Annotated in this window: 14 protein-coding genes; 13 read left to right on the forward strand and 1 reads right to left on the reverse strand. The window is 40.4% G+C overall.

Annotated elements, in window-relative coordinates; all coding sequences use genetic code 11:
* The first annotated feature begins 9 nt into the window (after positions 1-9).
* The 13 genes from V6R21_RS29300 to V6R21_RS29360 all read left to right on the forward strand — a co-directional run bounded on the left by V6R21_RS29300 (position 10) and on the right by V6R21_RS29360 (position 20,188).
* The gene (locus tag V6R21_RS29300; RefSeq protein WP_334247056.1) at positions 10-1,524 is read left to right on the forward strand and encodes a SusD/RagB family nutrient-binding outer membrane lipoprotein; all 1,515 of its coding nucleotides are present in this window, start codon (positions 10-12) and stop codon (positions 1,522-1,524) included.
* 32 nt (positions 1,525-1,556) lie between these two features.
* Positions 1,557-2,351 (forward strand): hypothetical protein, encoded by a 795-nt coding sequence (locus V6R21_RS29305; protein WP_334247057.1) that lies wholly within the window; start codon positions 1,557-1,559, stop codon positions 2,349-2,351.
* A gap of 56 nt (positions 2,352-2,407) precedes the next feature.
* Positions 2,408-4,009, forward strand: coding sequence for a PKD domain-containing protein (locus tag V6R21_RS29310; protein WP_334247058.1), 1,602 nt, complete (start codon positions 2,408-2,410; stop codon positions 4,007-4,009).
* 93 nt (positions 4,010-4,102) lie between these two features.
* Positions 4,103-6,901, forward strand: coding sequence for a family 10 glycosylhydrolase (locus tag V6R21_RS29315; protein WP_334247059.1), 2,799 nt, complete (start codon positions 4,103-4,105; stop codon positions 6,899-6,901).
* Positions 6,902-7,383: 482 nt separating this feature from the next.
* On the forward strand, positions 7,384-10,455 hold the full coding sequence (locus V6R21_RS29320) for a SusC/RagA family TonB-linked outer membrane protein (protein WP_334247060.1): 3,072 nt from the start codon (positions 7,384-7,386) through the stop codon (positions 10,453-10,455).
* 15 nt (positions 10,456-10,470) lie between these two features.
* Positions 10,471-10,848 carry a hypothetical protein gene (locus V6R21_RS29325; RefSeq protein ID WP_334247061.1) on the forward strand — a complete coding sequence of 126 codons (378 nt, stop codon included), beginning with the start codon at positions 10,471-10,473 and terminating at the stop codon, positions 10,846-10,848.
* Positions 10,767-12,068 carry a RagB/SusD family nutrient uptake outer membrane protein gene (locus V6R21_RS29330; protein ID WP_334247062.1) on the forward strand — a complete coding sequence of 434 codons (1,302 nt, stop codon included), beginning with the start codon at positions 10,767-10,769 and terminating at the stop codon, positions 12,066-12,068. Before V6R21_RS29325 ends, V6R21_RS29330 begins: the two co-directional genes overlap by 82 nt.
* A 199-nt stretch (positions 12,069-12,267) precedes the next feature.
* Positions 12,268-13,479 (forward strand): exo-beta-N-acetylmuramidase NamZ family protein, encoded by a 1,212-nt coding sequence (locus V6R21_RS29335; RefSeq protein ID WP_334247063.1) that lies wholly within the window; start codon positions 12,268-12,270, stop codon positions 13,477-13,479.
* Positions 13,480-13,521: 42 nt separating this feature from the next.
* Positions 13,522-14,988: a sodium:solute symporter gene (locus tag V6R21_RS29340; protein WP_334247064.1), complete on the forward strand. Its 1,467-nt coding sequence runs from the start codon at positions 13,522-13,524 to the stop codon at positions 14,986-14,988.
* Between the two features lie 41 nt (positions 14,989-15,029).
* A complete protein-coding gene (gene murQ, locus V6R21_RS29345) occupies positions 15,030-15,839 on the forward strand; it encodes an N-acetylmuramic acid 6-phosphate etherase (RefSeq protein ID WP_334247065.1) in 810 nt (269 codons plus the stop codon).
* A gap of 52 nt (positions 15,840-15,891) precedes the next feature.
* Positions 15,892-17,433 carry a glycoside hydrolase family 10 protein gene (locus V6R21_RS29350; RefSeq protein WP_334247066.1) on the forward strand — a complete coding sequence of 514 codons (1,542 nt, stop codon included), beginning with the start codon at positions 15,892-15,894 and terminating at the stop codon, positions 17,431-17,433.
* A 232-nt stretch (positions 17,434-17,665) separates the two neighbouring features.
* The gene (locus V6R21_RS29355) at positions 17,666-17,974 is read left to right on the forward strand and encodes a DUF4286 family protein (RefSeq protein WP_334247067.1); all 309 of its coding nucleotides are present in this window, start codon (positions 17,666-17,668) and stop codon (positions 17,972-17,974) included.
* 57 nt (positions 17,975-18,031) lie between these two features.
* The gene (locus V6R21_RS29360; protein WP_334247068.1) at positions 18,032-20,188 is read left to right on the forward strand and encodes a cytochrome c biogenesis protein CcdA; all 2,157 of its coding nucleotides are present in this window, start codon (positions 18,032-18,034) and stop codon (positions 20,186-20,188) included.
* Between the two features lie 83 nt (positions 20,189-20,271).
* On the opposite strand, the gene V6R21_RS29365 is transcribed toward V6R21_RS29360, so the two are convergent.
* Entirely contained in the window at positions 20,272-21,213 is a 942-nt protein-coding gene (locus V6R21_RS29365; protein ID WP_334247069.1) for a DNA/RNA non-specific endonuclease, read from the reverse strand.
* Positions 21,214-21,331: the final 118 nt, after the last annotated feature.

The following is a 21,331-nucleotide window of genomic DNA, read 5'->3' on the forward strand; positions in this document are numbered from 1 at the left end:
TGATTACTTATGATACATAATATTAGATATAGGCTTATGGCACTGTTGGCAGCAGTGACAATCAGTGCAACAAGCTGTGATATGGATAAGTTTCTGGACGTAAACGAAACAGAAGATTTTCCAACTGAAACAACATCAGACAAACGTTTGCCAGGTATTCAAGGAATGGTGGCTACCTCACTGTATCAACATACTCTACGAGACTCTTACATTGTTCAGTACCGTACTACACTTTGGGGGACAAGTACTTTTGACGATCGCTGGGATTACAGAAACACATACCGTATTGGTGAATGGAGAAGGCATTACTTTGATGTAGGAGGAAATGTCTTTAACATGATTGAGCGATCAACCGAGGATGGAGACAATAACTATCAAGGGGTAGGTAAATCGATCTTGGCATACAGTACTTTGTTAGCGACAGATCACTTTGGTGACATGCCTGTTTATGAGGCATTTACTGGTAATGTAAACCCAACCTACGACGCACAAGAAGAGGTGTATAATTACATTTTTGGCTTGCTAGACGAGGCTGAACAAAATTATGCGAATGCAAATGCTTCAGTAGATGCACCAATGGATGCTTCGATAGACTTGATCTATGAAGGAGATATGGGTAAGTGGAAGGCGTTTAATCATGCACTTAAAGCAAAAGCTTTATTGCACCTGACGGCAATCCAACCTGACAACTATGCAAAAGTATTGGAAGAGCTGGATAAGGCACAAGGTATGTTTACTGATGCGGTATGGTCTTACTCGGAGAGCGAGGGAGAAAGCAATGCTTGGAGAATAAATCCAATGGGACCTTCTAAGGCAAGACCACAATGGGACCACATTGGTAATGATTTAAATAACAGTGTACCGACAACCTTCTTTATGTCAAAGATGAAGGCTAATAGTGTACAGGATCCAAGGTTACCATTCTTGATGATGCCTGCTGAAAACAGTAGTGAAGAGGATGTTGAAATGTTTTCGGGTATTCTAGTTTCATCAAGTATTGGTGTGAATACAAGAGAAGATTTTCCTAGCCTTTACGAAGGACATTGGACTAAAAACACCTCCGCATTGCCAATCCTAACAAAGGAAGAGCTCAAGTTTATGGAAGCAGAAGCAGCATTCCAGACGGGTGATGTCTCTAGAGCCTTTGCTGCATACCAAGCTGGTATCAGAATGAATATGGAGCGATTAGGTGTAAGTCCTGAAGAAACAACAGCATTTCTTTCATCAGAATTGGCAGCGACTTCAGCTAGTGAGTTGAAAATCTACCATATCATGGAGCAGAAATATGTGGCCCTTTACCTATCTCCAGAAACATGGACTGATATGCGTCGCTACAACTTTGATACGGCTGTTTATAGAGGAATTACTTACCCTGAGGCGGTAATCGATGAGCTGGGAGGCAAGTGGATCAGCCGACTTCCTTATGACCCTCAGACAGAGTATATCTATAACCTGCCGGAAATTGAGCGATTGGGCGCACAGGCGCCGGATTGGGTTGTGAAAAAAATGTGGTGGCAGAAATAAAGGATCTTTGATTCATTAGAAATAAGAACATTATGAAAAGCATAAAATATATCATGTTGTGGGCAGTCGCAGTAATGATACTGGCAAGCTGCGAACAAAATGACCCGATAGCAGAGCTTGGTGATAAAACAGGTTATGATGTACCAAGCATCTATATGAATGTACCCAAACCGTCTGTAACAGCTGGTGAGGATATGAATCTAACAGTGCGCTACTGGTCAAAGACAGATGACATAGCCAAAGTAGCAATATACGCAAGAGCGGAGAATGAGACAGTTTCAGAATATACGCTAGTAATCGACAATGTCTCTTTTAGTACTAACTATGAGAGTGCTGGCGAGATCGTTGAACGGTCTATGATCAAGGAAAAAGTAAGTGATTTCAATTCAGATTGGCAGACGACCAGCAATGCTTATGTATCTACTTTCGCATATATGGTACCATCCACTTATGAAGCAATCGACGCTAAAAAGAAAGATGTAGCGTACCTTCATTCAGTTAGTGCAGAGGTATTGAATATGTATGCAACATCAGTAGTACCTGCATTACCAAGAACATTCCTGAATATGATTTACGTGGAGCGTATGAATATCTATACTCAGGAAGAGTTTGATGGACTTTATAGTGAAGAGGGAGAATTGCTGACTGGTGCTGCTGATGATCTGGTAAGTAAAACTTCTGCTGAGGTGTTGATCGAAATGACCCAAAGAGCAGATGATTACCAGTTTAGTTACAAGTCTAGTACCAAGATGTTCTTTGATGCAGAGGTGTATACTTCGGCTGATAGGATGGGAGAGACCACTGAACGTGAGAGTAGTGCAGAATAAGCAAGACTTAATTACAAAACTGTCAATACAGTTTAGAAATCAAAAAACTTCGAGCAATGATAAGATATAAAATACTGAACATAATAAGGCTTTCTGCTATTTCAGGCTGCTTGCTGTTTGGGCTTGCTTCCTGCGAAAAAGATGAAAGCCCAGAGAACCTGCCTGTATCGGTAGGATTTAAATTAGCCAATACAGTGACCGAAGAAAGCCCGTTGGAGGCTCCCGCTGATGTTGTTTTGGTAAATGGGTCAAAGAATGGTCTGAGGTATGAGTGGAGCTTTGAGGGCGGCTACCAGAAGCATGATGCCGATCAGTTGGCGATTGCTACAACTGTACAGCCTGACACAATTCACTATGAGTTGCCTGGGCAATACCAAATTGGTCTAAAGGTGTTTGATGCACAAGGAGCAGTACAGGAGTCGTCCATGACTATTGAAGTGGTTAAGCCAATGCCAAGTATGGAGATTGATAAACCAGCTATTGAGGTAGCTGACGAGGTTACTTTTATGGCTAAAGCCTTTACTTATGAGGGTAAAGAGGTAAGCTACGAATGGGACTTTGGTAATGGCACAACCTCTAAAGAGGCAAATCCTAAGATAACATTTGATGCTTCTGGAATATATACAGTGACGCTTACTGTAAATGATGGAGTAGAGGTACTGACTTCCACTTTTGAGATAGAGGTGAAGGATGAGTTAGCCAAATCCATTTACTTCTTTGATAAGGAAAGTGGAAAAATTTGGAGAAAGCCACTAACAGTAAGAAGTGAGACAGAAGCTACAGCTACAGTCTTTAGTGCAAACAACGCTTTGGATATTGAAGTAGCAGGAGACAAGGTGTTTGTATTTGATGCAGGAACAGGTAATTACTTTCTAGGTAGTGGTGCTGACGGTCAAGTGTATGCTATTGACTTGTTGAGTGGTGAACAAGGAAGTGTGTTAGCAGGAATTAGTACCAATAACGTTCCATACTCTGGAACAGTTGTAGGTAATTTCTTATACTATTTGGATAGAAGAGAAGGTTTGCGTTCCATTAATATTAATGACCGTGACCTGACAGAAAGTAACCTACCTGATTACTTCGTTAGAAACAATACTTTCCATCCATTCTATAATGCTTATGCAGACCCTACTAATGGAGATCCAGGTGGAATTGGCTGGGGTAATATGAATGGTGATGCACAGCTGGTAGGTGATACTTTCTATTGGTCTAAAGCTAATAACGGGCAGAGTATCTATACCTTCAGTAAGGATGGTACTACACCTAATGCAAGACTGCTAGCGAATATTTCAGTTAAGACATTTAAGGTAGTAGGTGACAAGATTTACTTCACGATTTCTGTTCCTTCCAATGGTTATGATACCGGAGTATACATGTGTAACTTGGATGGGACCAATATCGTGGAAATTGAAAGCTATAAGGACACTGAGTTTGATCAGCTAGGAAACCTTGATGGTTTATCATACTCTACGTTGGTCGGTATTACTGGACTAGATGTAGATGAAGACAATGGTTATATCTACTGGTCATATAGGGCTGTAGGGCAAGATCCGGCAACTTCAGGTATTAAGCGCGCTAAACTTGATGGGACAGGAGTGGAGATGTATGTAGCAGGTGTAGTTCCAATGGGACTGGCAATTGATCAAGTGAAACGCTAATTGTTTTCATGAATCAGAATTGGCTCACACTTTAGCCCAAGAAAGGCAAGTGTGAGCCAAATTTTTTTAACCTGATAAACTACAAGATAGCTTATGAAAAGAATAATACTTTTTTGCTTAGGACTAATTCTATTATGCATTTCGCCCATAGAATTGATAGCACAAGAAGCACCAGAAAAAGAGCTGCGAGCAGTATGGTTTGCTACTGTCAGTAATCTTGATTGGCCTAAAAGAGAACATAAGGGTAATAAGGAGTTGCAGCAACGGGATTTAAGGCAAATGCTGGACAAAATGAAGGCGCTGAACATGAATGCGATTTTTTTACAAATAAGGCCAGAGTCTGATGCGCTTTACCAATCTGATCTAGAACCTTGGTCAAGGTTTCTGACAGGAGAGCAAGGAAAACACCCTGGTTATGATCCGTTGCAGTTTGCCATTGAAGAAGCCCATAAAAGAGGAATGGAATTGCATGCTTGGATGAACCCTTACCGTATCAATGCTTCAACTAGTGACGGAGGGACATACTATGCCGAGAATCATGTATATCAGAAACATCCAGAGTGGACGATCACTTATGAGGATAATAAGAAGATTCTGAACCCAGGATTACCAGAAGTATCAAACTATATAGCGGGAGTGGTAGCTGATGTCATAACTAGATACGATGTAGACGGAATTCATTTTGATGATTATTTCTATTCCTATGATGGCACAAGTAATGCTCTTGATCAGCAAGCTTATGACAACTACAAAGAGGAAGGGCAAAGCAGGGGCGATTTTAGAAGGGGAAGTATTAACAAGATGGTGGAGAAGGTCTACAATACCATTAAAACTGCTAAACCTTTTGTACGCTTTGGTATAAGTCCTTTTGGTATTTGGAGTACAGATGCAAGTGCCGCTACCAAATACGATACGACATTACCGACAGGAATTGTAGGATTAGATGCCTACAATCAGATTTACTGTGATCCTTTGGCTTGGTTGAAAGCAGGGACAGTTGACTATATCACACCACAACTGTATTGGCCAACTGGAGGAGGACAAGATTATGAGACTTTGATCAACTGGTGGGCACAGCAGGTGGATAGATATGGTAAACATATGTATGTAGGGCAAGGGATACACAGGTTTAACGATAACCCTGTAACAGCAAGAGTTGCATATGGGGATGGTTTACATGAGTATAAAGCCTATTTTAATACAAACATTGAGAATTACAGGGTTGCTGGAGTACAAGCTGACTGGACTTTTTCTGAGCTTACAACACAGTTAAACTTGAATAGAGCAAATGAGACAAAAGGTGTAAAAGGGAGTGTATATTTTAGGGCAAATGACTTTTGGCGTGTAGAAGGCTTGGCTGAGCATATTGTAGATAACTTCTATGAAGCACCTGTTATGCAGCCTGAAATATCATGGCAACAACCTCAAGATAATATCGAGGTATTACCTAACAACATCCGATTGGAAGAAAATGAAAGAGGCATCACAGAGCTAAAGTGGGATCACCCACAAGCTGATAGTATGCGTTTTATTCTTTTTGAAGTAGGAGCTACTACTGATACGCCAGCAATGGCAGAGAACTACCGAACTGTTGTATGGAATAATGCTTTTGCATCCACCATATCAAAAGGTGACAACACTCCCAAATACTATGCACTTTGGACTTATGACAGGCAAGGGTACCACCAAGCGACAGCTACGGAGTGGTTTATGTTATCTCTTCCAGAAGTTTCTACTTTGCTGACATCAACAGACACATTGATTTATAGGGATGGAAGCCTGAAATGGAGTGCAGGTACAAATGCCATGGGATACCTGCTGGAAATATCAACAACGGCAGACTTCAGTGTATTGGAGTATCAGCAAGATACACTGACCCAAAATACATTTGACTTGGATCAACTGATGTTGGAAAAAGAGGTAGTGTACTATTGGCGTATCAAATCGCTTAATAGCGCAGGAGAAAGTGAATATACTGAAGCTTATAGATTTACAGTTGATATACTGCCAACACCGGTATTGGTATCTCCTGAAGCTGGGCAGGAAGAAGTTGAGTTACAGCCTACTTTTAGCTGGGATGTAACTGAGAAAGCAGAAACAGTCCACCTACAAGTTATCGAGTATGGTAGTGGTGATTTTGAAGGAGAAGCACAGAGCTTTGTTGTTAACAAGCAAGTAGATGCTGATAAGCCCTATCAATTAGAGCAAGAGTTAGGACAATGGCGTGAGTATGAAGCAAGAATCAGGGTATTGGCAGGGGAGACATCTTCTTATTGGTCTGAGCCTACCCAATTTAAAACTTTGCAGAAGCCTCCTAAAGCGCCTATTTGGTTGTTGCCATTACAAGGAGCTGAAAATGTTGAGGAAGAATCGGTACAGTTTGAATGGTCAAGTGTTGAAGGTGCCCAGAAGTATCAATTGCAATTAGCGACGGATGCGACTTTTGAAAACTTGGTATTAGACAAGTTCCGTTATACCAGTACAGATACTGCTTATATCTCCGAAGAGCCGCTGATTTCCTCTACAGTTTACTATGCTAGAGTAAGGGCAGGGAATCAAAGTGGCGGTATGGGAGAATGGTCTGCCGTAATAAGCTTTACGACTTCTGAAGATACTGTAACAGCATTAGAAATAGTAGAACTGAAGACTTGGACAGTATTTCCAAATCCAGCTCAAGGAGTAGGATACCTTGACTTTAGTTTGGATAAAACCAGTGTCCTAGAATATAGTATAGTTGGAGTAGATGGAAAAGTGTTGACATATGATAAGCAGACATTCCAAGGAGGTAAATATAGGATAAGGTTAAATGCAAATTCGATTAAATCAGGTATATACCTAGTCGTTATAAGAGTTGACGATAGGGTAGAGACGCGTAGATGGGTAGTGGAGTAACCCTAAATAGTATCAATAAAGATTAGAAGCAGAGGGCACCTCACAGGGTGTCCTCTGTTTTTGTTTAAACCTTATTCTGATGCAAAGGTAGATTTGAAATCATGGTTTTCAGTGATTATAAACCACTTCTTAAGTGTCACTTTTACGCCACAAAATACCCCCTTTCTTTTTGTAAGTAAGAAAAGGTATCAACCAAATCGTATTGGGTGGATTTTTAGATGCTCAATGTTGGAGGTTGTGAATTTTGAATAGTATAAAATAACCTTATTACCCCATTACTATAGAAGGGTTGATAAGGTAAAACACTGATTGTACAGCTAAATGGAAAATAATTTCACGGTTTTCGGGGATGTGATAACAAATGTTAAAAGACAATTTGCCACATCACAATTTTTTATGTCAATAGAAAGTGCTGAACGAGTGATTGATATATGTAAATAGAAGTTTTGTTACACGCATTTATTTTAACAAAATCATACAATATGAAAATGAGAGCTACTTTGTTTGCGCTGCTACTTTCCTTGCTAAGTGTAGCGGCTTGGGCACAAGAGCGAAGCATTTCTGGTGTTATCAAAGACGCTACAGATGCTCCGATTATTGGCGCCAACGTATTATTAAAAGGAACCTCAATAGGATCCGTGACTGATCTTGAAGGAGCTTTTAAGCTGAACATTTCTGAAAGTCAAACAGACCCTGTTCTTTTAATCACTTTTATTGGTTATGAGACAAAAGAAATAGCTGTAGGCAATCAGACTGTTTTTAATATAGTTTTAGACGAAGACCTTGCGCAACTTGAAGAGGTTGTGGTAGTAGGGTATGGTGTGCAAAGAAAATCTGATTTGACTGGAGCTGTTTCCAGTATTTCAAGTAAAGACCTTCAAGCTCAGCCAGTCCCTGATGCTACAGTATTATTACAAGGTAGAGCATCAGGTGTTCAAGTTTCTCAAAATTCAGGGGCTCCAGGAGCTGGGCTTTCAGTACGTGTACGTGGTACAGGTACAGTAAATAACTCTGAGCCACTTTATGTAGTAGATGGTATGATGTTGAGTAATATCTCACATATTAACCCCTCAGACATTGAGAGTATTGAAGTATTAAAAGATGCTTCTGCTACAGCAATTTATGGTTCTAGAGGTGCAAATGGTGTTGTACTGGTTACAACAAAGAAAGGTTCTTCTGATCAAGTAAAAGTACAACTAGAGCTAATGACGGGTGTTCAAAGTGCTTGGAAAAGGCCAGACTTAATGAACTCTCAGGATTGGCTAAATGCGATTAATACAGCACAAACGAATGCCAATACTTTCAGCAACTCGACTTCATACCTTCCATTTGATCTTAAAGGAGCTTCGACAGATCCAACAAGAACTACAGATTGGTTTGATGAAGTGACACGTCAAGGCGTGATAAATAAGGCAAACGTAACTGTTTCAAAAGGAGATCAGAATGCCAATATCTTGATGAGTGCAGGATATTTTAAGAATGAAGGTATTGTTAAAGGGTCTGATTACGAGCGTATTAACCTAAGGTTAAATACGAACTATACAATTAGTCCTATGTTCAGAACAGGTGTAAATGTTTCAGTATCAAACACTCAGTCTAATAATGTCAAAAGCGACTACTACACTGGGATCGTAACAAACGCCTTGAGATTGGATCCACTTACCCCAGTAAAAGACCCTGCAACAGGTGAATATGCCTCAACTCCTTATTCAGACTTGGGTAACCCGGTAGCAGCCGTAAATAGAGATGTGGATGTAAGTGAGTCACTATTGTTGTTGGCAACTTCATATCTAGAGTTTGAGCCAATAAAAGGTTTGGTGTTTAGGTCAGCATTGAGTAACAATCTTTCTAATTCGAAGAGAAAGGTTTATTTGCCAACATATTCATATATCGGAGGCGAAAATAATATAACCAATAGCTTGGATAAAAGGACCAGTAATTTTACAGGGTGGCTTTGGGAAAATACAGTGAATTATACCAAAAGCTTTGGTAAGCATAATGTCAATGTTTTAGGTGGTTTCACTGCGCAACGTGATCAAAGTGAATTTTTGTCAGCGACTCGTAACAATATTCCTGGAAACAATGATGAGGTGCTACAATACTTGAACTCCTCTATAGACCTGAAAAGTACTAATGCTTTCAACTCAGGAGAAGATATCAGAATGTATTCATACCTGGGAAGAATTAATTACAGCTACGATGATAAGTATTTCTTGACAGCCTCTTTCCGTCAGGATGGATCATCAGTATTTGGACCGGGTTATCGTACAGGTAACTTCCCTTCTTTCTCTGCAGGCTGGAAATTGAGAAATGAATCTTTTATGGACTTCTTGTCAGACGATATGGTAACTCAGTTGAAACTGAGAGCAGGTTGGGGTAGAGTAGGTAATGCCAACATTGACCCTTACGGATTCTTGTCAACGCTACAGAGTGGTGAGTCATTATTGGAGTATAGCTATGTATTAAATGATTCAGAAGTGGCAGGTAGAGCGCCTGTTACATTAGCCAATGAAAATATTCGTTGGGAAACAGTTGAGTCTACTAACATAGGTATTGATGCAGCCTTCTTGAATGACAGAATAACGCTAACAGCAGACTACTTTGTGAAAAATACAAAAGATATGCTGGTACAGGTTCCTGTTACATACTACTCTGGATATGCAACAAACCCTTATATAAACGCAGGTGAAGTACAGAATAAAGGATTTGAAATCGATTTGGGTTACAGAGGTGAAATAGGAACAGAGTTTTCATACAGTGTGAACCTGAATGTTTCATCTGTGAAAAATAAGGTAATTTACCTAGGAGAGGATGAAAAGCCGATTGATGCAGGTAATGTAGCATTCCTAAATAATACCACTAGAACAGCTGTTGGAGAGCCAATTGGTTCATTCTATGGCTATCAGGTTGAAGGTGTGTTCCAAACACAAGAAGAAGTAGATAATAGTATACAGGCAGGTGATAATGTTGGTGTAGGTGATTTCAAATTTGCAGATACCAACAATGACGGAGCTTTCAGTGGAGATGATAGAACCTTCTTGGGAAATCCTACTCCAGATTTCTTCTACGGAATCAACTTGGGTATGAAATATAAAGGCTTTGATGCCTCATTCTTTATCCAAGGGGTACAAGGCAATGAAGTAATGAATGCATTCAAGTACTATAACTATGCAGCTCATAAGCATTATGGTTTGTCAAGCGATTATGCAAACCATTGGTCTGAGAGCAATAGAACCAATGAGCTATTTGGATTGAATACAGCTACAAATGAGAAAAACCTAAGATACTCAAGCTTCTATATTGAAGATGGATCTTATGCTCGCTTAAAGAATATGCAGATCGGTTATACTTTCCAAAATCCAACACCTTGGATGTCAAACGTACGAGTGTATTTCTCAGGACAGAATGTATTTACCCTAACTAAATACAGTGGAATGGATCCTGAGATTGGTGGTTTAGGCGATGGTGCTAATGGTACGCTGAATCAAGGAGTAGATTACGGTACTTACCCACAAGCAAGGGTATTCTCATTCGGTGCTAATGTTACATTCTAAAAGAGCATTTATCATATGAAAAATCTATATAAAATGTTGGCATTGGGACTAATAACAGTAAGTCTCAGTGCATGTTCAGAAGATTTCTTAGAGACAGAGAAAATAGGAGAGCCAACAGCAAGCAGTTTTTACTCTGGTGATGTTGATCTTGTAGAAGCTTCTAATGCGTTGTATGCGCCTCTGTGGCAGTATCACTACAACTGGGCTCGCAATACCTTTGCTAACTTGGTAACAGATGATGGACTTGACCGTGAGTTGCTGAACTTCCATGAGTTTACATTCGATGAAACACATTTCCTTTTTAGCTATAATTGGAGGTACAATTACCGAGGTATTTTGATTGCCAACCAGTTAATCAACAATGTAGATGGAGAGGACCTACCAGGGTACTAGATAAAAACCTTCAAAAAAGAGTAGTAGCAGAAGCGAAATTTGTGAGAGCATATTACTACTATGATTTAGTGAAGAATTTTGGAGGGGTGCCTTTAGTCAAACAAGCACTTGCTTTGGACGAGATGACGTTTGAAAGAGCAGATGCAAAAGAGGTGTATGCATTCATTGAGGAAGACTTGAAAGCAGCAGTAGAAGATTTGCCATTGAAGTCTCAGATGGAAATTGCAGAACAAGTAGGTAGAGCAACAAAAGGAGCAGCACTGGCTATGCTTGTTAAAGTATCTGCTTCACAAGCGAGTGAAGGCTATAGTAGACAAAGTTTCTACGACCCAAACAAGTGGGCTGATGCTAAAGAGTATGCAGAGCAATTGTTTGCCTTGGGTAAGTACTCACTCTATATGGGTGATTATCATGATATTTTTACAGAAGCAGGGGAAAATGGTCCTGGGTCAATTTTTGAAATACAATATTATGACTCTCCACTTAATGATGGTGCTACAACTGACAACGGTAACTTCAATACTTTCTTGAATAATACTTGGTTTGGAGGTGCTGACCCATACGGTAAGCACGGAGTTACTTATGATGCCTATTTGGCCTTTGAAGATGGAGACCCAAGAAGAGAGGCTTCGATTATCAATATTGTAAAGTATGCGGATCAGTGGGGAGAAGACCCTGAAGATGCATTTACTTTGACAGGTTTCGCAAACTACAAGCACTATATCTCTAAAGAAGAGTATCAGGCATTGGGTAATCAAAGAAACTCGCCAATTAACGAACGTATTATTCGTCTTTCAGATATCTATTTGCTTTATGCAGAAGCATCTTACCATACAGGAGATGAGGCTACAGCTTTACAGTATGTAAATATGGTTCGTGAAAGAGCTAGAGGAGCAGGAACAATTCCAGCAGATATCTCTTCAACGGGTACAGCATTATTAGAAGATATCTATTTGGAAAGAAGACGTGAGTTGGTAAGTGAAGGACATAGATGGCACGACTTGGTACGTACGGGACGTTTGGATGAACTGAATGCTGATGGTTACAAAGTAAAAGCAAGTATCACTAGAGATGGCGTAGGAGGATATATTGTTACTGACTCAGGTGATCCTATCTTTAAGCCTACTAACCTTGCTCCGACAACACATATTTATTTCCCTATTCCAATTAGTGAAATTGATAATTCCGGAGGAGTAATAACACCTAACCCTGGCTATTAATATTTCATATATCGGATCGTAATAAATTATTGATTGAAGACACCCTTGTTACAAGGGTGTCTTTTTTTGTAGTAAGGCTAAATTTTCAAAATCCCTTTTTTCTGTGAATCATTCCCTCCTAATTACGTGTATGTTTGATGTGTCTTGTATCTTAGAGGCATATGCTGAAACATCAGGACAATAACATACCAATTTCGCTATGATAAAGAGACTATATATTTTGGCTGTTGGCATGATAGCCATGCTTGCCTGTGGTTCGACGAAAAGTCAGGAACAGGTAAAGGAAAGTAATGTACAGACGCAGCAAGAACGCATTGTCATGGGAGCGGAGCAGCTGGATATGTACCTTCCACAGCTGAAAGGGAAGCGGGTAGGATTGCTCGTTAACCAGACATCAAGAATTGACAATGTACATTTGGTAGATTCTCTTCACAGCCTTGGAGTAAACCTGCAATATATATTTGCACCAGAGCATGGTTTTCGTGGGGATGCTGACGCTGGTGCCCATATCAGTGACTCAAAAGATTCTAAAACAGGAGTAGAAATTATCTCCATTTATGGTAAAAATAAGAAGCCAGGTCCTGAATATATGGATCAGCTAGATGTTGTTGTTTTTGATATTCAGGATGTGGGAGCGAGGTTCTATACCTATATCAGCTCTATGCACTATATGATGGAAGCCTGTGCTGAGTCAGGTACTAAAATGATGGTGCTTGACCGACCAAACCCGAATGGGGACTATGTGGATGGACCTATTCTGGAGCCATCTCAAAAGTCATTTGTCGGAATGCATCCAATTCCAATCGTACATGGTTTGACAGTTGGAGAGTTGGCGCTGATGATCAATGATGAAGGTTGGTTGGAAGGTGGTAAATCATGTGACCTGACGGTGATTCCTGCCAAAAATTATGACCATAGCAGGGCTTATAGTTTACCTGTAAAACCTTCTCCGAATTTACCGAATGATGTAGCGATCAGACTCTATCCTTCCATCTGTTTCTTTGAGGCAACACCTGTAAGTATAGGACGTGGTACGGATTTTCCTTTTCAGGTAATAGGCTATAATGATACTACAATGGGTGATTTTACCTTTACTCCAAGGTCAATACAAGGAGCGGCATCCAACCCGATACTGAAAGGGGAGAAATGTTATGGAGATGACCTGAGAGGTATTGCTAACAGTAAATTTACTTTGCAGTATATATTGACTTGGCACAAGATGTTCAAGGAAAAAGGCATGGACTTGTTCTCAAGAGCGAAGTGGATGGATAAGCTATCAGGCACGGACAAGTTGAGAAAGCAAATTGAGGCAGGCATGACAGAAGAAGAGATAAAGGAGAGTTGGGAGCCTGAGCTAAAAGCTTACAATGAGATAAGAAGAAAGTACTTGCTGTACCCAGATTTTGAATAAGCAGAAAGACAGCTTGCTGTAACTGAAAACATCAACTGAACTATGGAGCCAACGATCGTATTTGGGGTAATATTTATCTATTTTCTGGTCCTAATGGGCATTTCCTTTGTGACATCAAGAAATGCTGATTCAGAGACTTTTTTTACAGGAAACCGCCAGTCGCCTTGGTATTTGGTTGCTTTTGGAATGGTCGGAGCCTCCCTTTCTGGAGTTACGTTTATTTCTGTACCAGGAGAGGTGGGTAACTCTGGGTGGTCATACCTGCAATTTGTATTGGGTAACTTTGTAGGGTATTGGGTAATTGCCTTTTTGCTGATTCCTTTATACTACAAGCTGAAACTGGTATCCATTTATGAATACCTGAACCAACGGTTTGGGTGGCAAGCTTATAAGAGTGGAGCCTTCTTCTTTCTGATTTCCCAAACGATTGGAGCGTCTTTCAGACTGTATCTGGTGGCTACAGTTTTGCAGATTGCCTTTTTTGATGCATTCGGTATCCCATTTGCCGTCACAGTGTTAATCACAATTCTACTAATTTGGCTCTATACTTTTCAAGGAGGTATCAAGACCATCGTTTGGACCGATACGTTACAAACACTGTTTATGCTAATGTCTGTGGGTGTTAGTATTTGGCTGATTGACCAACAACTGGACTTCTCTTTCGGGAAGCTGATGGACACTGTTGCATCTCATCCTTACTCAGAGGTATTTGTGTGGGACTGGCAGTCAGGTAAGAACTTCTTCAAGCAGTTTATGGCAGGTGTGTTTATTGCGATTGTGATGAATGGACTTGACCAGAACATGATGCAGAAGAACCTTACTTGCCGTACCCGATGGGATGCTCAAAAAAACCTGATCGGATTCAGTATAACCTTTGTTATCTCTACAGTATTGTTTCTTGTTTTGGGAGTGATGCTTTATGTGTTTGCGGAAGCCAAAGGTATAGCACTTCCTTCCCGAACAGATGAACTGTATCCGTTACTGGCATTGGAATACTTTGGTACTTTTGCAGGTGTCATATTCCTGTTGGGAGTGACGGCTGCTGCTTATTCGAGTGCCGATTCTGCACTTACAGCGTTGACGACCTCTTTTTGTGTTGACATGTTGGATATCAGTCATCAGCCAGCCAAAGATCAAAAAAGAATACGTTTTGCAGTTCACATTGGCTTCTCACTCCTGATGTTTTTGGTAATTGTAGCCTTCAGAGCATTCAATGACCAAAGTGTAGTAACATCTGTATTTAAGGCAGCAGGGTTTACATATGGCCCATTGCTGGGGTTGTTTGCCTTTGGGTTGTTTACAAAAAGACAAGTTAAGGACAGGTTTGTGGCAATGGTATGTTTGCTCTCACCAGTAATTTCCTATATCCTGAATGCCAATTCAGAGGAATGGTTATTCGGGTATAAGTTCGGTTTCGAAATACTGATTGTGAATGGACTGCTGACATTTATTGGGCTTTTGCTAATCTCACAAAGAAACGAGACACTAGAGAAGGTAAGCTTGAGATAATGTAGCCTAATTTTTAATAGTAAAATCTAATATCTAAAAATATGACATCGACAACGGAATCATCATCACTATACGATAACCTTGAACAGATGCCAGTAAAAGAGTTGCTGGAAAACATCAACAGGGAAGATGCTAAAGTACACGAGGCGGTTGGTAAAGCTATTCCGCAGATTGAAACCTTAGTGGAAGGGGTTGTAGAGAGAATGAAAAAAGGAGGAAGACTCTTTTATATTGGAGCAGGTACGAGTGGCCGTTTAGGGATTCTGGATGCTTCCGAAATTCCTCCAACATACGGTGCTGACCCAGGAAAAGTAGTTGGATTGATTGCTGGAGGAGACAAAGCGATTCGTAGTGCAGTAGAAGCTGCTGAGGATGATGAGCAACAAGCTTGGAAAGACCTTGAAGCGTATGGCATCAATGAGTTGGATACATTGGTAGGAATTGCGGCTTCGGGGCGCACGCCTTATGTGATTGGAGGGTTGAGAGATGCAAATGAGCATGGCTTGTTGACAGCATGTGTAACTTGTAATGCGGGGTCAGCTGTTACGGAAGAGGCACAAGTGCCAATTGTAGCAGTGGTAGGGCCTGAGTTTGTAACAGGTAGTACAAGAATGAAGGCAGGTACTGCGCAGAAACTTATCCTGAATATGATTTCAACCTCGACAATGATCCAATTGGGACATGTGAAGGGAAACAAGATGGTGGATATGCAACTATCAAATGAGAAACTGGTGGATAGAGGAACCCGCATGATTCAGCAAGAAACTGGTATTGAATATGAGGTAGCGCAGACACTACTACTAGAACATGGTTCTGTACGTAAAGCGGTCGATTTTTATAATAAACAATAACAGTGATAGGGCAAATCAATGGGTTTATCAGTAACCCGTAACGATATATATCATGCAAAAATGTTTTTTTTGGCTGGCACTAGTCAGCATCTTTTTTATCAATCATACTTCCTCTGCGCAGAAAAGCCGCAAGAGAGAGCTACGTGCAACATGGATTGCATCGGTCGTAAATATTGATTGGCCATCAAGAAGTGGTCTCTCCAGTTACCAACAGAAACAGGAGTTTGTCCGCATTCTGGATGAGCATAAGGAAAATGGAATGAACGCCGTGATTGTTCAGGTGCGTCCTGTGGCAGATGCATTTTATCCATCTGAAGCAGAGCCTTGGTCAGAATACCTGACAGGGGAACAAGGAGCGATACCAACTCCTTATTACAACCCACTGGCATTTATGATTGAGGAAGCGCATAAACGCAATCTGGAGTTTCACGCTTGGTTCAATCCTTATCGGGCAAGTATGAAGGATAGCCTTGATCATATTTCACCTGAGCATCCAATCAAGCAACACCCTGAGTGGTTTGTGAAGTACGGACCGAAATGGTATTACAATCCAGGAGAGCCTGAGGCTAGAGAGTTTGTGTTGGATGAGATTATGAGAGTGGTAAAGCACTATGATTTGGATGCTGTACACTTTGATGATTATTTCTATCCATACAAAATAGCTGGAGAAGACTTTCCGGATGAAGATGCGTATCAGGCATATTGTGGAACCTTTACCAATAAGGAAGACTGGAGAAGGTACAATGTAGACTACTTTGTACAACAGCTTTCATTCAGAATCAAAAAGGAAAAACCGTTTGTCAAGTTTGGTATCAGTCCGTTTGGAGTATGGAGAAATCAGGATAAGGACCCTGATGGTTCTGCTACTAGAGCGGGACAGACTAACTATGATGACCTCTATGCAGATGTTTTGAAATGGATGAGAGAAGGGTGGATAGATTATGTAGCGCCACAGTTATATTGGCATATAGGGCATCCTGCAGCTGACTATGCGACCTTGGTAGATTGGTGGAACAAGCATTCATATGGAAAGCACGTCTATATCGGTCAGGGGGCTTATAGGGTTGGTAAAAAAAATTGGGAAGACCCAAATCAGCTGATAGACCAATTGATGCTGAACGAAACCTATTCTAATGTACATGGTAGCATGTTTTTCAGTTCAAAATCACTGACCGCTAATCCACTTGGTGTTCGAGACTCACTTAGAAACTACTATCAGGATGAAGCATTGGTGCCTATGATGAAGTGGATTGATAACAAGCCTCCTCAATCTCCAAGAATAACAGCAGTGGAAGGCAGTAAAAAAGATGGCGTGATTGTAAAGTGGGAAGACAGCGAGACTAATGATTCGAACTATTATGTAGTGTACAGGTTTGAGGGAGATAAAGGTGGTAACACTGAGAATGCGGGTGAAATGGTCGCTAAAATAAGACGCTCTCCGTACCCACAACAACAATTTACAGATAAGGAAGCAGAGGTTGGCAAAAAGTATTCTTATGCTATTACAGCGGTTGATAGGTTACATTGTGAAAGCAAATCAAGCAATCAAATTGCGGTAAAGCACAGAAGATGGTTTGGGATAAAAGTGTTGTAAAACGTTATTTATAAACCAATTGATCTTTTTTTCCGCAGAACAAAGTTATATTTGCGGACAATATGGGGTTTGATCTCTATGTTGTCCGCTTTTTTTATGAAATAAAGGGAATGCTGTTGTCATAATAGCGACATACATTTTATTTCAATCTCTTTAAAATAAACCTTTAGTATTGGATTTGAGTTGGGAAAAAAGATTTAAATAGAATTTTTTTAGTAAAAAAAATAAAGATATGATCATATATAATGTAACTATTAACGTTGAGAAAGATGTAATGGATAGCTGGAAGAAATGGATGACAGATGTTCATATTCCAGAAGTAATGGCAACAGGGTATTTTCAAGAACATAAATTCTTGAGATTGCTGGATGAAGTACCAGGTAATACTGGCGAAACTTTTGCCGTTCAGTACATTGCAGAAAGCATGGATAAGCTAAACACTTACATTGCAGAACATGCTGTGGAAATGAGAAATAAACACGAAGAAGCTTATAAAGGAAAGTTTGTTGCATTCAGGACTACCCTTGAAGTGATTGGTTAAGCCTTTATGCTTTTTTACATAATCAACCGCTGTTAAACATCAAAAGCGTCGTATATCATGAAGAAGCACTTTTTTTTAACTCTATTGGCTTGTGTAACATTCCTTACTTCAGGGGTGGCACAGCTGATAAACCCCGTAACTTGGACATCACACATGTCTGCTCAGGAAGCAAAGGTGGGGGATGTTGTCGAATTAATCTTTGAAGCAAAAATTGAAAAAGGCTGGTACCTCTATTCTTCGGATTTTGATCCTGATTTGGGACCAATCGTTACTTCAGTGAGCTTCGATAAAAATGCTACTTACGAATTGGTGGGAGGACTTACACCTATTCACCCTAAAAAGAAATATGATGACCTTTGGGAAGGAGAGATTTCTTACTTCAAAGGTACTGGTCAGTTCCAGCAAAAGGTGAAAGTGCTTAAAAGCGATTTTCACGTAGAGGCTACTTTGAAAGGACAAACTTGCTCTGACGAAACAGGACAGTGTATTCCATTGGAAGAGTCATTTGCATTTAAAGACTTGAAAGTGACAGTTGCTGAAGCAGCAAAAGCTAAAGAGACAAACAAAAAAGCAGATGAGGTAAAAGCTGAAGAAGTAGCTGAACAAACAGAGACAACAGAAAATACTGCTGTCGCAGCACAGACAGAAGTAAAGGAGAAAGCAACTGTAGCAGAACCTGCAGAGGAAAAAGCTGAAAAACTGTCGCCTGCATCCAAGAATGAAGTGACGCCGGTTTCAGCAGAAGAGGAAGATACTATTTGGGGCTTTATGATTTCAGCATTCCTGTTTGGTTTGGCAGCGATCTTTACACCTTGTGTATTCCCAATGATTCCATTGACTGTGTCATTCTTTACAAAGCAGGAAGGTGGTAAGGCGAAAGCATTGCTATATGGTTTTTCTATCATCTTTATTTATGGCTTGGTAGGTGCTGTATTGGCTCCACTTACAGGTGACCCAAGTGTGGCTAACCTGATCAGTACACACTGGTTACCGAATATCGTCTTCTTCGTAATCTTTATCGTTTTTGCAGCATCGTTCTTTGGTGCATTTGAGATTACGTTGCCAAGTAGCTTGGTAAACAAGATGGATGCGCAGTCTGACCGTGGTGGTCTGTTGGCTGTATTCTTTATGGCATTTACGCTTGTACTGGTATCATTCTCATGTACAGGTCCTATTGTAGGTACTATCTTGATCCAGTCAGTAGGAGGACACGTATTGAGACCGATGTTGGGAATGATGTCTTTCGCGTTGGCATTCGCATTGCCATTTACACTGTTTGCCTTGTTCCCTGGACTTATGAAATCAATGCCTAAGTCAGGTGGCTGGTTGAACTCTGTAAAGGTGGTATTGGGCTTTATCGAATTGGCATTTGCCTTTAAGTTCCTTTCAACAATCGATTTGGTTTACAACCTTCAGATTTTGGACAAGGATGTGATGGTTGCGATTTGGGTAGTGGTTTTCTCAATGTTGGGTTTCTACCTGTTGGGTAAAATCAGATTGCCACACGATATGCCTGTTGAAAGAATTTCAGTAACGAGACTGTTGCTGTCTGTCGTTGTATTCTCATTTGTGGTTTACCTGATTCCGGGTCTTTTCGGAGCGCCTCTGAACTTGCTTTCTGGAATCTTGCCTCCACAAACACACCATAGCTTTGATGTTAACTCAATCATCAGAAAAGAAGTGAGTTTTGTAGGTGTAAGCGGTAACCATCAAGGTGCAAATGAGGAAATCAAATGGGCTGACAGGTTCCATTTACCTCATGGTTTGCATGGCTATTTTGACTATGAGCAAGCATTGGCAGCATCTAAGCGTGAGAACAAGCCAATCTTTGTAGACTTTACAGGACACGGTTGTGCTAACTGTCGTAAGATGGAAGACAATGTATGGGCGCAACCTGAGGTACTGAAAAGACTGAGAGAAGACTATATTATTTTGGCATTGTACGTGGATGACCCAACAGAACTTCCTGAAGAAGATTGGGTAACGTCAACATTTGATGGCAAGGTGAAAAAGACTATTGGTGCTGTAAACTTTGATTTCCAAATCTCTAAATTCAACAGCAACGCACAGCCTTACTACTGTCTGCTAGACAATGAAGGTGAGTTGTTGATTAAGCCAAAAGCTTATGACCTGAATGTAGAGAACTTCGTAAACTTTCTTGACAATGGAAAAGAGGTTTATGGGGCACAACAATCAACAGTAGCAAGTCACTAATCAGTATAGTTGATAAATATAAAGGGAAGCAGATTTCGGTCTGCTTCCCTTTTTTATGTCCCAAGTAAATTACTTGTAACAGCTTATTTGATTCTGGTGCTGAATTGCCAGCCACTTGTACTTGTCGAAGCTTCTAGCTTGTCTTCCAAGGAGTCTTCCAAAGCAGGGAAGAAATCTATTCCTGTCATTTTCTCAATGGAATCTATAGAGACAACAAATGAAGTGAAAGGCTTTTTGCTACCCTCATTTGGCATAAGGAAAGCGATGGCTTTCGGTGTGTCAGTACGGTCTACTATAATCTTGTAGTACTGTTTTGGGACAGCCACTTTCTTGTTGTTTTTGTCACTTCTGCTTCTTTTTCCAATGACTTTTAGCCCTGGTTCCAGTATAGGTCCAGTAATTACATAAATAGCTCTTTCTCGGAATGCCCACTCTCTTTCTTGTTCTTCCAGTTTTCTCCAGATTCCACGGTTGAAGTCAGGGTCCTGAGGGCTCATATTAGAAAGGAAAAAGCTTTCAGACATCGTCTGAGTTGAGTAGCCAACAGAAGCAGCAGGAGCAAGGTGTCCTCTGTCATAGCCGCTGTTGTAGTAATCATCTAATTGAGCAGAACCTGTACTTACAGCAGGGTCTTCCCTAAAGTTGTCAGTACGTTTAATTTTATTCTGACTTCTTTCCTGCATTTTGGCTCTAGTTACTTCATAAGCAACCCATTCAGCTTGTTCATACGCTTCTGAGTAAGAGAGTGTAAAGCTGGAATGTCTGATAACTTCTTTTGTGGTAGAAGAAGGGGTAAAGTCAAGGTCAGCAGGAATAGTGTAATTGTAATTCTCAGTAGATGAGTTAGCCTTGTTGGAAGGTTTGCTGCTCGTTTTGTTGGAGGCAACACTCTTCTGAACATCATCAGCTAGCTCTTTTAATGCTTTGATGTCTTTATCGGAAAGGATTGGTTTACCATCCTTTTTTTTAGGGCCACATCCGACTATGGTTAGTAATATAAAAGCGTAAAAAAATAGTTTTTTCATTTGTTGTGATAGATTAGTCGTCTAAAGTTTATAATCCAAGATAGTAATGAATTTTGTTTATGTGCCGTATCTGTTGAACCAACTTGATTAAATTGAGTTATCAAAGAGCATACAACAC

It is taken from the genome of Limibacter armeniacum, from assembly GCF_036880985.1.
Lineage (GTDB): Bacteria > Bacteroidota > Bacteroidia > Cytophagales > Flammeovirgaceae > Limibacter > Limibacter armeniacum.

What these genes read in the sequence shown, in the direction of transcription:
- V6R21_RS29300 (WP_334247056.1), top strand. Translation starts at nt 10, where the DNA reads ATGATACATAATATTAGATATAGGCTTATGGCACTGTTGGCAGCAGTG.
- V6R21_RS29305 (WP_334247057.1), top strand. Translation starts at nt 1,557, where the DNA reads ATGAAAAGCATAAAATATATCATGTTGTGGGCAGTCGCAGTAATGATA.
- V6R21_RS29310 (WP_334247058.1), top strand. Translation starts at nt 2,408, where the DNA reads ATGATAAGATATAAAATACTGAACATAATAAGGCTTTCTGCTATTTCA.
- V6R21_RS29315 (WP_334247059.1), top strand. Translation starts at nt 4,103, where the DNA reads ATGAAAAGAATAATACTTTTTTGCTTAGGACTAATTCTATTATGCATT.
- V6R21_RS29320 (WP_334247060.1), top strand. Translation starts at nt 7,384, where the DNA reads ATGAAAATGAGAGCTACTTTGTTTGCGCTGCTACTTTCCTTGCTAAGT.
- V6R21_RS29325 (WP_334247061.1), top strand. Translation starts at nt 10,471, where the DNA reads ATGAAAAATCTATATAAAATGTTGGCATTGGGACTAATAACAGTAAGT.
- V6R21_RS29335 (WP_334247063.1), top strand. Translation starts at nt 12,268, where the DNA reads ATGATAAAGAGACTATATATTTTGGCTGTTGGCATGATAGCCATGCTT.
- V6R21_RS29340 (WP_334247064.1), top strand. Translation starts at nt 13,522, where the DNA reads ATGGAGCCAACGATCGTATTTGGGGTAATATTTATCTATTTTCTGGTC.
- murQ (WP_334247065.1), top strand. Translation starts at nt 15,030, where the DNA reads ATGACATCGACAACGGAATCATCATCACTATACGATAACCTTGAACAG.
- V6R21_RS29350 (WP_334247066.1), top strand. Translation starts at nt 15,892, where the DNA reads ATGCAAAAATGTTTTTTTTGGCTGGCACTAGTCAGCATCTTTTTTATC.
- V6R21_RS29355 (WP_334247067.1), top strand. Translation starts at nt 17,666, where the DNA reads ATGATCATATATAATGTAACTATTAACGTTGAGAAAGATGTAATGGAT.
- V6R21_RS29360 (WP_334247068.1), top strand. Translation starts at nt 18,032, where the DNA reads ATGAAGAAGCACTTTTTTTTAACTCTATTGGCTTGTGTAACATTCCTT.
- V6R21_RS29365 (WP_334247069.1), bottom strand. Translation starts at nt 21,213, where the DNA reads ATGAAAAAACTATTTTTTTACGCTTTTATATTACTAACCATAGTCGGA.